The 12866-nt window shown below is 33.1% G+C and carries 10 protein-coding genes; 8 read left to right on the forward strand and 2 right to left on the reverse strand.

Annotated features, from left to right (window positions below; translation table 11 throughout):
- The first annotated feature begins 141 nt into the window (after positions 1-141).
- Positions 142-2538, forward strand: coding sequence for a hypothetical protein (locus CHRYMOREF3P_RS06040; protein ID WP_180564118.1), 2397 nt, complete (start codon positions 142-144; stop codon positions 2536-2538).
- Between the two features lie 516 nt (positions 2539-3054).
- Positions 3055-4113, forward strand: coding sequence for a serine hydrolase domain-containing protein (locus CHRYMOREF3P_RS06045; RefSeq protein ID WP_180564119.1), 1059 nt, complete (start codon positions 3055-3057; stop codon positions 4111-4113).
- Between the two features lie 67 nt (positions 4114-4180).
- On the opposite strand, the gene CHRYMOREF3P_RS06050 is transcribed toward CHRYMOREF3P_RS06045, so the two are convergent.
- Both CHRYMOREF3P_RS06050 and CHRYMOREF3P_RS06055 read right to left on the reverse strand, forming a co-directional pair.
- Positions 4181-5323 (reverse strand): serine hydrolase domain-containing protein, encoded by a 1143-nt coding sequence (locus tag CHRYMOREF3P_RS06050; RefSeq protein ID WP_077418655.1) that lies wholly within the window; start codon positions 5321-5323, stop codon positions 4181-4183.
- 235 nt (positions 5324-5558) lie between these two features.
- The gene (locus tag CHRYMOREF3P_RS06055) at positions 5559-6080 is read right to left on the reverse strand and encodes a hypothetical protein (protein ID WP_077418654.1); all 522 of its coding nucleotides are present in this window, start codon (positions 6078-6080) and stop codon (positions 5559-5561) included.
- 90 nt (positions 6081-6170) lie between these two features.
- On the opposite strand from CHRYMOREF3P_RS06055, the gene CHRYMOREF3P_RS06060 reads away from it, so the two are divergent.
- The 6 genes from CHRYMOREF3P_RS06060 (at position 6171) to CHRYMOREF3P_RS06085 (ending at position 12790) form a co-directional block, all read left to right on the forward strand.
- Positions 6171-6404, forward strand: coding sequence for a helix-turn-helix domain-containing protein (locus CHRYMOREF3P_RS06060; RefSeq protein WP_077418653.1), 234 nt, complete (start codon positions 6171-6173; stop codon positions 6402-6404).
- 213 nt (positions 6405-6617) lie between these two features.
- Positions 6618-7775, forward strand: a complete 1158-nt coding sequence (gene tcmP, locus CHRYMOREF3P_RS06065; RefSeq protein ID WP_077418652.1) for a three-Cys-motif partner protein TcmP — start codon at positions 6618-6620, stop codon at positions 7773-7775.
- 4 nt (positions 7776-7779) lie between these two features.
- The gene (locus tag CHRYMOREF3P_RS06070) at positions 7780-8493 is read left to right on the forward strand and encodes a DUF5131 family protein (protein ID WP_077418651.1); all 714 of its coding nucleotides are present in this window, start codon (positions 7780-7782) and stop codon (positions 8491-8493) included.
- A 37-nt stretch (positions 8494-8530) separates the two neighbouring features.
- A complete protein-coding gene (locus CHRYMOREF3P_RS06075; protein WP_077418650.1) occupies positions 8531-9655 on the forward strand; it encodes a three-Cys-motif partner protein TcmP in 1125 nt (374 codons plus the stop codon).
- Positions 9656-9805: 150 nt separating this feature from the next.
- Complete coding sequence (locus tag CHRYMOREF3P_RS24145; RefSeq protein ID WP_077418649.1) at positions 9806-11845, forward strand: hypothetical protein; 2040 nt, start codon at positions 9806-9808, stop codon at positions 11843-11845.
- A gap of 264 nt (positions 11846-12109) precedes the next feature.
- Positions 12110-12790, forward strand: coding sequence for a hypothetical protein (locus CHRYMOREF3P_RS06085; RefSeq protein ID WP_077418648.1), 681 nt, complete (start codon positions 12110-12112; stop codon positions 12788-12790).
- Positions 12791-12866: the final 76 nt, after the last annotated feature.

Raw genomic sequence — 12866 nt, forward strand, 5'->3', positions numbered from 1 at the left:
AAAAAATTCTTCTACAGATTTTACTGTTAAAAACCTATCCATTAAAATCTGAAAGAAATACGCCTGAAATTGGGTCAATATCAATTTCCGAATCCTTTAAATGATTACTTTAGCATAGAATTAAAATGCGCTGAGATTTTTATGAAAAATATATTCTGTGTATTGCTTATCTCAATGGTAACGCCTGTACTGGCACAAACCAAATTAGAAAAAGCAATTACCAATCTTGAGAATAATTACGAGCAGGAGAAAGTATACTTACTTACCGACAAATCCCAATATGCCGCTGGTGACAAAATCTGGTTCAAAAGTTTCGTATTTGATGGCTATAACCGTTCTGCATTATCTACTACCCTGTTTGTAGAATTGTACAATTCTGATAAAAAATTAATAGACTGGAAAACAGTACTTCTTACTAATGGGGAAGGCAGCGGAGATTTTCAACTAAAAGAAGACCTTCCTGAACAGGTTTATTTTGTAAGAGCTTATACGCCTTACATGACTAATTTTAACGAAGATTTTCAGATTGTTAAAACACTTCCGGTTTACAACCCAAATTCCACAGAATCATTAGTGATTGCTAAAAGTTCTGATTGGTCTGCAAAAGTGTTTCCGGAAGGAGGAACTTTAATTAACGGGATGCCTACCAAATTTGCAGTAAGATTATCTGCCAGTTCTTTACCGGAAAACTGGACCGGAAAAATAATTGATGTACAAAATCCAAAAACTCCCGTCACTACATTTAAATCTTTTGATAAAAATGTTGCTTCCTTTACAATAACTCCGGCATCCGGAAAAAAATACCAGGCTGTTATCCAGGATAATGCAGGGAAAAGCCAGACCATAGATCTGCCACAAGCTGCAGACAGCGGCCTGAATGTAGAAGTTCACAGCTCTAAAGAAGGGATTAAATATACTTTAAAAGGCGTTAATCTGAAACAACAGCTGCAGGGTTATAAAATTGTAGGACTTATCAATAACCATCTTGCTTACAGAGCAAATATCAACCATTTAACCAACGAGGCATCAAGTCTTATTCCCACAAAAATCAGCAACGGAGCCAACGGTGTTTTGCAATTGGCCATTTTTGATGAGCAGGACAATCTTGTGGCCCAAAGACTCTGCTTTATAAAACCTGGTGATTTAAAGATTGAAAAAGCAGAAATCATAGCTCAGAGCTTAAAACAAACCCCAAGATCTTTCAACAGCATTGATCTTTCTCCGGAGTCTTATTTTAAAAATTATACGGTTGTAGTGAGTGAAGATGACGGCAGCACCTCCACTCCGGAAGAAGAAAATATCCTTAGCGGACTTTGGCTAACGGGAGATTTTACTTCAAAAATAGACAGCCCGGCACAATATTTTTCCAAAAATGCCAATAGTGAAGCTTTGGACGCACTGCTTATTTCCGAAAACTGGAAGAGATTCGACTGGAATTCCGTACTCAGCGGAACTGCCCCTGTCATTAAAACCCAATCTCAGCAATATCTTTCTTACAGAGTAAAACCTATTAAAAACAATGCTCTGCTCATCAACTCTGATGTAAATTTAGTATTGCAGTTAGGGAAAAATCAACCGGCCTTTAATCAATTTAAAACAGATCAAAACGGATATGTCTATTTAAATAACCTCAACAATGATGAACCTGTGAATGTTTCATTATTCGTCAATTCTGAAAATAAAGAATCAGGTACTGATAACTTATTCGTCACCGTAGAACCGCTGGTGAATCCTTCAGAATTTAAAGGTAATTTCCCGGGTACAAAATATACACTGGTAAAAGCTGCTAAAAACAAAACCCTTCCTCCGGCAATTTCCAGAGCCATTAATACTCAAAAAAATTATAAAAAAACAGAGGGTAACGATATCCAGATTCAGGAAGTAGCATTGGTAGGAAAAAAGAAAGACCCAAAAGAAGAATTAGATAAGCAGCTCTCCACCGGAATGTTCAGTTCTGTAAATTCTACGGTCTTCGACTTCGTGAATGAAGACCAGCATGCTTCAGGATATACCAACATATTAGACTGGCTGCAGGGAAAAGCTGCCGGATTAACGTTTCAAAGAAATAATTCAGGTGTAAATGTACCCTATATCCGGGGCCAGCAGGCTAAGCTGTATTTAGATGAGGTACTTACTGATCCTACCATGATTTCAAACATGCCTGTTAATAATATTGCGATGGTAAAAATTATTAAAGGCTCAGGGTTAATAGGTGATGCCGTAGCCATCTACACCATGAAAGGAAATATGAAGTCCAAAAGTAATGAAAAGGAAGCACCAAAGAACAACTCAGCCATCATCAAAGGATATGACAAACCTTCAGAGTTTCCTATTGAAATGATAAATGATGACGCTCCGGAAAAAATTGAAAATGACACCAGAGAAACTCTTTACTGGAATCCGAATTTATTTGACAGCGATTATGTTCCACCGAGAATTAAATTCTTCAACAACGACAGTGCAAAACAATATAAAGTATTGATCATAAGTTTTGATGAAGATGACCATCTTCTTTATGATCAACAGATTTTGAAATGATAAAAAGAGGCTTTTTCAGCCTCTTTTTAATTTTGAAGCGGGAAGTTGGAGGAAGGAAGTTATGATAGTTATAGAAGTAGCTGTTTGTATTTTTTAAAGAATGATAACTTTCGTCTTTGTCATCACTACGTGAAGTGGATTCCGTTTTTGCTCCCTTAAAATATGATATTGAAATTATAAAATATTGCGTTACATTATTTCATTCTTTCTTATATTTTACAGATTCCTTTTTTTTATCTGTATGTGCTGTCTGTTGCTGGAAATCCTATATAAAGTAGTTTTCAATTCAAAATCTTCTTTCAATACTGCTTTTAAAAAGCATACAGGAAACACACTTATACAATATCGTAACCTACTACAAAACAACACCTTGTAATTACTCGTACTTGCATCTTACATTACCCGAACGCATTTTTCCAGGCCAATGAGGCCGAATACTTTTATTCGGTCGCGTAGAGGTAAGCACTTCCACATCTTTGTATCGAAATCATTTTTAATCATTAAAATAACGATACAATGAAAACTTCATTTACCTTTTTAGCAGTACTATTACTGATGAGTACTTTTACTTTTGGACAGAACATTTCCCAAAAAATAGAATCAATTATCAAAGACAATTATCAGAAAAATCTGGACGTAGCAATCAGTGTGGGGTTTATCAGCAATGATGAAGAATATTATACGGCTTATGGAAAACTGAGCAAAGAAAGTCCTGTTGATATTAATAAGAATTCCATATTTGAAATTGCTTCTATTACTAAAATTCTGACGTCCAATTTAATAGCCCAGGCCGTTATTGAGAACAAGCTAAAGCCAGAGGATTATATTGATAATTATCTGCCTAAAGGTTATATTTTACAGAAAAACCTCAAAAACAAAATCAAAATTTCAGATCTGGCTTCTCATCAATCCGGCCTGCCAGATATAGATTTTGCTAAATTAATAGAATTAAATCCGCAGCAGCCTGTAAGCAATGTCACAGAAAAAACCCTGACTTCCATTGTCAACAACTGCAATGAACTTATTGATTATGGCAAATACCGCTATTCTACGATTGGTTATACACTGCTGGGACAGATACTGGAAAAGGTGTACGGTAAAAGCTATGATGAAGTAATTCGTGAAAAAATAATCACTCCTCTGCAGATGACCAACACCTTGACAAAGGATTTCAATGTAAGGAATATCACAGCAGGTTATAATCCCAATGGTGGTGTTCAGGAATTTTTCAAGTGGAACATTACCGCATCGGCAGGATTGGTAAAATCAAATGCTTCGGATATGCTCACGTATCTGAAAGCAGTTCTCACCAGCGGAAATCCAATATCTGAAGCCGCAATGCTCACCGAAAAGCTCTACTATAAGGATGAAAAAAGAGAAATGGGACTCGGCCTTACGATTAGTACTGATGATCAGAATACCATTTACCTGAAGTCCGGTGATTCTATGGGCCAATCTTCCATCATCTGCTACAACAGAGCAAAAAAATGGGGCATAATTATCCTTTTAAATCAAAGAAATTCTAAAATGAGACAAAACCTGCTGAATGAGATCTACGAGAAAGTCCTGAAATAAACCTCCTAAGCCATCATACAAAAATCCAGAAAACACTTTTCTGGATTTTTCATTGTAATATTCTGCTTCAGTTTGCTTTTATTCTTTTTGCCCAGCTCTGATAGACAGGAAACCAAACACGGTCTCCATTGGACCCATTACAGAGAATCACAATACTGCTCTTTGTGGGCAAATGCATAAACAGGCCAGCACTCCAGCCTTCATTCTCTCCGGTATGTCCTACTGTTTCAAGCTCCTCATAATACATAAAACGATATCCAAGGCCACTCTTTCCTTTATCGGAAAATGGCAAAACAGATTTTTCCATCAATTGTACGGTTGATGGTTTCAACACTTTGTGCAGTTGGTTGGGCTCATAGTTTAATGACAGTTCTGCGAAATGTGCCAGGTCCAACACTGTTGTCTGCAGCCCTGCAGCAGCCTGTTCTGTAAATATTCTGTTCTTTATGGGTTTACCGGAAGCATCATAAGCTGTTGCAGAGTTTTTCATCATTTCTTCTGTCCATTCATAGGTAGTATGATTCAATCCTAAAGGTTTGAATACGTTCTTCTTCATATAATCTGCAAATTTCTCCTTCGTTCTTTCTTCGAGCATCAGCTGTGCCAATGTATAGCCGCCACCCGAGTACTCCCATTTTGTTCCCGGCTCACTGATCAAACGCACGCTTTCCCCATTTCTTTTGGTCATTCCGGAAAGGGATTCTTCCAGACTCAACAATTTTGTTCCTTGTTCAGAACCTCCATACCCATGTACCGAAAGTCCTGCTGTATGGCTGAGAATACGCCTTAAGGTCACTTTTGATATATCATATTGGGAAGCAGGCAGTTTCCAGCGGGTCAGATAGTCATTTACAGGATCATCCAGGTTTACAAGCCCTTTTTCTGTGAGCTGCATAAATCCCCATGCAGATACCATTTTGGAAACAGAACCCACATTAAAAATAGTTTCTGTGGTTACCGGCTTCTGATTTTCTTTATCAGCAAACCCTATACATTGTGTCCACACTATTTTTCCATTCTGAATCACAGCTATGGCTACCCCGGGAACATTGCTATTTCTGGCTGCTTCCAAACCGATCCGTTGAATTTCTGTATAGAGTGAATCCCTTTTTACCTTTTCAACCTCAACAACATTCTTTGTTCCCGAACAGGAAAGAAGAAATAAAGTAAAAGAAAAACCCAAGATGGATTGTATTATTTTGCCGTTCATTTTCTATTTGTTTACCATATTGACAACTTCAGGAATAATAACATTTGATTTTTACAAAGCCAGTTTTGATGTTTCCTTCACCTTTGTTGCGGTACTAAAAATACAAAGAATATTATCAGTATTATGCTCTGCTTCAGGAGTTTTCTCTTTTTCAGTTAAAAAACATCATTGTATGTTGGTGACCAATACCTGCAAACATAGCAGCTTCACTCTTTCAGCCCCCCGCTCCCCGCTTCTACCTCCCTCTCCTTTCCAAAATAAGGTGTGCAGCATCCAGCATTTTCAGCAGGTGGATATATGGGTTAACCAGATTTGTTTCCGGAAGCTTATCGTAGGCTCCCATTGAGAAATAAACAATCCCAGACATAAAATAATCAAACTCTTTGACGCTGTATTCTTTGAATGCTTTTTTAAAGACCAGCAGAGGATTATGGTATTCTTTCTCCGAAAGCAGGCCTAGAAATAATGGAGAAGGATTTTCTACCGCAGTATCAGCCACCCATTTCTTTCCTTCCAAATGGATGAGGTAGCCCGCACGGACAAACGACCGCACTGCCTGATGAAACTGAAAGACTACCGACGGATCTTCCTTGATCCAGCTATTTCGCTTTACGGCGTAATTCATAATGCTATTTAACTTCTCTTTGGAGGCTGCCAACTCATTGAACCGGAAAAAGTTCTCCATCAGCTGTAACCCGGCGCGCTTCTTACCACCTTTCCAAAGCTGAGGTTCAAAATGTGTGCTTGTCTTTTTCATGTTTGTATTTTTTTATAAATGTAATAAAAGAATTTCAATTACGGTCGATCGACCGCGCTTTTTTATTATTTAATTACTTGATTTGTTTCTATGACAGATATAAACGAGAAAATTTGTTCATACATTACAAAGAAATGGTTGATACCTTGGCTTCAGGAAGGCAAGTCACAAACTTCTTTTGCAAAAAATCATGGTGTAGAAGAAAGTACCATTAGAAAAATTAAAAGTGAAAAAACGTATAGAATCCCTATTGAAACACTTTTTAAAATATGTGAAGCACGAAAAATTAGTTTATCTGATTTCTTTAAACTTATAAATGAATAGATCCTTACGAGAGTTGGGATTTTTTTATGTCCAAATTTTAAAGGCTTTTTATTTGAAAACTTTAAAATTTCCGTGAAAATACTGATTTAAAACTTTAAAGTTATTTTTATTTTTGTTATTTACGGAAATCCGTAACATTCTTTAATACAAGAATGTTATATTTGATTTTTTGCTAATAAATCTTCATTAATATCAAACAAACACAATAGATTTATGAAAGAAAACTATTTTTTTGAAACCCAAACCATTTCATCAAAAATTAAAGCAAATATAATATCAGAATATTTTCCCAGCTATTGTAATATCATTACAAGCAGATATCTGCCAAAACAGGTACGATATATAGATTTATTCGCAGGTCCTGGTTTTTATGAGGATGGAAATGCGTCTACACCAATTTTAATAGGAAGACATTGTAGCAAAATTGACTTACTTAGGGAAAATGTTAAGCTAGTTTTTAATGATAACTTTTATCATGGAAGCCTAAAAATAAATTTTTATAAAGAATTCCCTACAGGAACATTCAAAAAAAAAGTTCATTTTGGGAAAAGTACAGTTGGGGAAAGTAAAGAGATAACTCAATTTTTGATACAAAATACGCATTCAGGAAATAGAAGAAAATCAAAAAATGATTATCCATCTTTATTATTTATTGATCCTTTTGGGTACAAAGGTATTGAAACATTAGTCCTTGCAGAGTTTTTAAAAAACTGGGGTAATGAAATTTTTATTTTTGTCAATACTAAAAGAATTCATCCAGCTCTTGAAAACAACAAATTTGAAGAACTAATGAAAGATTTATTTCCCACAACGTTTAATAATTTAAGAGCAGATAGAAGATTTAAATCAACAGTTCCAGAAAAATTGAATTTAATAATTGAGCGCTTAGGAGAAGAATACAAAACTCATTTAGGACAAAATGTTTTTTACACAGCATTCAAATTTCAAGAAGAAGATTCAGATGCAACAAGTCATTATATACTTCATATCACAAAAGGATCAAGAGGTTATGATCTAATAAAAACAATTTATAACGACTTTGCAAACGTGGGGACGATTTTCGATGGGATTAACACATACACTTTCGACGCAAAAAAGTATGGAGCAGAAATAAACGAGCTATTTGATGATGATCAAACAAATATCGCCATACTAGTTGAAATATTACTTGAAAAATATAAAGGTAAAAAGCTAAGCAGTTATGAGCTTTTCGAAGAGCACCAAATAAGTGGGCTTTATAGTAGAAATCATTATACAAAAGCCTTACGTAAACTAGTTGAAATAAATAAAATGAAAGTTATATTTACAGATAAAGTTAATCATAGAAAATCCGTCTTAATATCAAAAAACTGCATTCTAAATTTTAATTAATCTAATGGCACAATCATCTATAGAATGGACAGAAATGACATGGAATCCTACAACAGGGTGCACAAAAATTTCACAGGGATGCAAATTCTGCTATGCAGAGATTATGACTCGCAGGTTAAAAGCTATGGGGCAGGAAAAATATAAGGATGGCTTTAAAATAATAAGAGAGCATCCAATAGCTTTGAATGTACCGTACTTATGGAAAAATCCTAAAATTGTTTTCGTAAATTCTATGAGCGATTTATTTCACGAAGATATTTCAGATTCATTTATCAAAGATGTCTTTAAAGTAATGAATGATAACCCTCAACACATTTTTCAAGTTCTAACAAAGAGAGCAGAACGTCTTTTTGAAATTCATTCAGAATTAATATGGACACGTAATATTTGGATGGGGGTTTCCGTAGAAAACAAAGATGTTACTCACAGAATAGATTATCTTCAACAAATCAATGCTTGTGTAAAATTTCTCTCGTTAGAACCTTTAATTGGCCCTCTAGAAAATCTGGACCTGTTGAATATAGATTGGGTAATCGTTGGTGGAGAAAGTGGTCATAGACCGAGGCCTATGAAAACTGAATGGGTCATTGATATTCAAAAACAATGCGAAAAATATGGTATCGCATTTTTCTTTAAACAATGGGGTGGTAAAAATAAAAAAGCAGCTGGAAGATTATTAAATGGTAAAACTTATGATGAGATGCCAAAAAGATCATAGTATTCATTAATTAAAAAATAAATCACCTATCATTATTATGTCAGCAAATAATTTTTTTAATGAACAAAAAGAGCAATCGCTCATAAAATCAACTATTGTTTCTAAATATTTTATTGTTTGGGCGAAAATTATTATTAATACACAGAAAAAATATCCGAGGAATGCTCAAAAAGTTGCATATATTGATCTTTTTGCTGGCCCAGGAAGATATAAAGATGGAACAATTTCAACCCCTACAAAAATTCTAAATAGTGCAGTACAAGATGATGATCTTCGTACAAGATTAGTAACAATTTTTAATGATAAAAATGAGGATAATTCAAAAGAACTAGAAAATACAATTAATGAAATTGAAAATATTAAAACTTTAACTTATCAACCAAAAGTATGGAATGAAGAAGTAGGTCAAAACATAGTTTCAAAATTTGAAAATATGTCATTAATTCCAACTCTTTTCTTTGTTGATCCGTGGGGGTATAAAGGTTTATCATTAAGGTTAGTCAATTCTGTGGTAAAGGATTGGGGATGTGATGCTATATTCTTTTTTAACTATAATAGAATTAATATGGGTTTAAATAATAGAAATGTAAAAGCTCATATGGATGCATTATTTGGTTCGGATAGATGTGATGAGCTACGTACTAATTTACAAAATAAGACTCCCGAGGAAAAGGAACTACTTATTATTGAAGAATTATGTAATGCCTTAAAAGAATATGGTTCTAGGTATGTTTTACCATTTAGATTTAGAGATGCAAAAGGAAAGAGAACTAGTCATCATTTAATTTTTGTAAGTAAAAATTTTAAAGGTTACGAAACCATGAAGGGAATTATGGCAAAAGAGAGCACAAGTAATGAGGAAGGTGTACCTTCGTTTGAATATGATCCTGCCGATTTCTTACCACAGCAAATGCTACTTTTTAAATTATCACGATCACTAAATACTTTAAAAGATGACATCTGCAAAAATTTTTCTGGAAAAACTATGACAATGAAGGAAGTTTATGAAAGTCATAATGTTGATACACCTTTCATTAGCAAAAATTATAAAGATGCGTTAAAGGAACTTTATGATGATAAAAAAATCACCGCCATATCAAAAACAGGTAAACCACCTAAAAAAGGAACATTTGGTGATGATATATTGGTCACTTTCAATTAGTCATAATTGAAAATGAAATATTCTAAATTATTTCGAAAGCAAAGACTTAAAAAAATAATAGTGATAAAAAAGAGTGTTTTTACGAAAATCCATAAAACCACAAATCCATAGTTAAACAATTATTTACTAATAAATTACACAAAACAAGATATGAGTTTAGATAATTTTTACAGTTTAAGAGAGAATTTTATAGTATTAGGTCTTACAGGAAGAACGGGAGGAGGTTGTAATGATATTGTTGATTTACTGACAAAAGAGGAAAACCCATTCATAAATTTTGACATTCCAAATGTTAATATTAATGAAAAACAAAAAATTAAAATTTGTAGGGATTTTGTAACTAATGATAATAATAAGTGGGTTCCATTTAAAGTGATAAAATATCAAAATGTTATCTTACTATACCTAATATCTGAATTAGCAAATGTGACAGATAATTTTAATGATATTAAAGAAGACAAAATAATTGAAGTATTTAGTAAAATATTTGATAGCGATAAAATTAAAACACCAAGAATAGGAGAAGAAGATAAGACGAGATCAATAATAAAAACTGACATTACACCATTTCTAGCTGCGAAAAAAGATATTTTGCAAAATTTTCAAAATATTTTTAAATTAAATGATCGAAAGGTTAATATTTATGATATCGATAATAAATGTGGCGAAGATCCTTTAGATACTGAACAATTCAATACATTATTTTTTGGTGATTATTTTAAATTTTGTCAAGATTTTTTTTTAATAATTGACAAAAAAGAACCATTGGCAAGACAACTTTTCTTACAAGATGCAGCAATTAATCTAAGAGGAAATGGCGGGATTTTCTTTAATAAAGTTCAAGATTCCAAAAATATATACACAGTTGCTGAAATTATTAAACAAATAATTAAAGTTAACAAAAAGGAAGATGGTCAATCAAGGTTAATAATTGATTCCTTAAAAAACTCACTTGAAATAAATTATTTTAAAGAAAGATACTCTGGATTTTATCTAATATCATCAAACAGTGATCCAAAAATTGCCAACGAATATTTGAAAAACAAGATCGAGAATCTCAAATCATTCACGCAAGAAAAAATTAAAGATATTATAAATTCATTACAAGATCTAGATGAAACACATTATAAGATTAACGCTTTTAAAGATGGGGATTTTAATTCTCCAGATATTGAAAACTGTATTCAAAAAGCGGAATATTATGTTTTTAAACCTAATGATCAAGATTTAAATGAAAATCGATATTACTCATTTGAATTTCAATTATTAAAATTAATTGCTTTAATACTTAAACCAGGGATCATCACTCCAAATGCTTTTGAAAGAAGTATGCAGCTAGCGTTTAGTTCAAAATATAATTCTGGTTGTATTTCGAGGCAGGTTGGTGCAATAGTTACAGATAAATTCTATTCTGTAAAAGCTGTAGGATGGAACGAGGTTCCCGAAGGTCAAACTCCATGCTCATTAAGAAGTATGACCGATTTAGTTGAAGGAAATGAAAGGAATATTTTCACTAAATATGAAAGAAATGAAGGAGATTATGACGGTAAAACTTTTAAAGAAAAGGTGAAAGAAACTATATTAGAAAAATTTGAAGATGTTGAAAAATTTAAAGAGGATTTAAAAGGTCACAGTTGTCCCTTCTGTTTTAAAGAATATCATAATAAATTTGAAGCTAAAGATAATCAGGTTCATACTAGATCCTTACATGCAGAAGAAAATGCAATGCTACAAATTACAAAATATGGTGGACAGCCTTTAAGAGGTGGGAATTTATTTACTACAGCATCACCATGTGAACTATGTTCCAAAAAAGCATATCAATTAGGAATTAAAAACATTTATTACATAGATCCTTATCCCGGTATTGCAAAAACACAAATCTTAAAAAGTGGAAGTAAGAGGCCAAAATTATTTATGTTTCAAGGAGCAGTTGGAAGAGGTTATTTCAAATTTTTTGAACCATATTTATCTATAAAAGACGAAACCAAGTTAAGATTTAAAATTACTCCTAAAATACCAGAGAAGCAAACGGCAGTACAAATCAGAAAATTACTTGAAAAATATATTGATAAAACAGATGCTGATCTAATTCAATATTTGGATAGATATAAGGATGACCCACAAGTTGTTTCTGAATTAGTCGATCTTTTAAGAGAAGGTGTTAAAAATAAAAATGTTAAACAATAAAATCTTTTGATTTTATATTACTGGAAAAAATACTAAACGCTCCACACGAATCTTTCGTGTGGTTTTATTATTATAAATCAAACATTCTAGCAACAGCATAATCTAAAAATCCTTTTTCATAAGAAATAATCTATTGCACTGTTGTATCTGTAGTCAGTAAGGAGATTCTATTCAAACAAAAGCCAGTTCCATTTTCCAATATTGGAGAGAGTTGCCTATATTTGAGACTTAACGCAAATTATAGAACATCCCAACATTTACCATATGAAAGCAAAACTTAGCTATCTGTTTATTCTGTTATATGCTCTTGTAAGTGGTCAGGAAAAGTCTATCATTAATGACCTGCAGTTTTCTAACTATTTCGGGCATCCCAAAACCATCACAGAGATCATCACTTATTCACCGGAGAATATCTATAAAAACATTTCCTATTATGACAAAGAGGGTTTTCTGACAAAAATAGAATATTACAATGCTATCGGAAGCGGATCTTCTCATGAAAGGTCTATCAATAAAATCATCACCTACCATTCAAAAGACAAAGCCAAACGCTATTTTGAAGCCTTTAATCCTGGAAATAAGAAGATAGAAACTACAGGCTATTTTGAAAAAGTTTCGGATTCTCTGTACAAAAGAGTTTCAAATGATTCTGCTCACAATATATCCCTTAGCAAGCTATTTTATTTCGACAAAAATAGCCGTCTTATAAAAACAGAAGAAACCGGAAATTTCTTTGAAACCCCAGTTAACAGCACTATTTTCTACACCTACATCAATGAAATGAGACGCGAAACCCTTCTTGAAGATAGCACTAAGCAAAAAAAATCTAAGCTCATTTATAAGAATGTAAAACTTGATCCGCAAGCCAACTCCATTTATGAAGAATTAGTAGATGATCAGGGAGCAATACAACAAAAAATAGAAAGAGTATTTGAATATTATTAACCAGATTGGTTCAGCGTTTTCATAAACCTCTTATACCCCCTTAAAAATTAATCGGCAACACTTACTCAAGTGTCTG

The sequence above is a fragment of the Chryseobacterium sp. JV274 genome, from assembly GCF_903969135.1.
Lineage (GTDB): Bacteria > Bacteroidota > Bacteroidia > Flavobacteriales > Weeksellaceae > Chryseobacterium.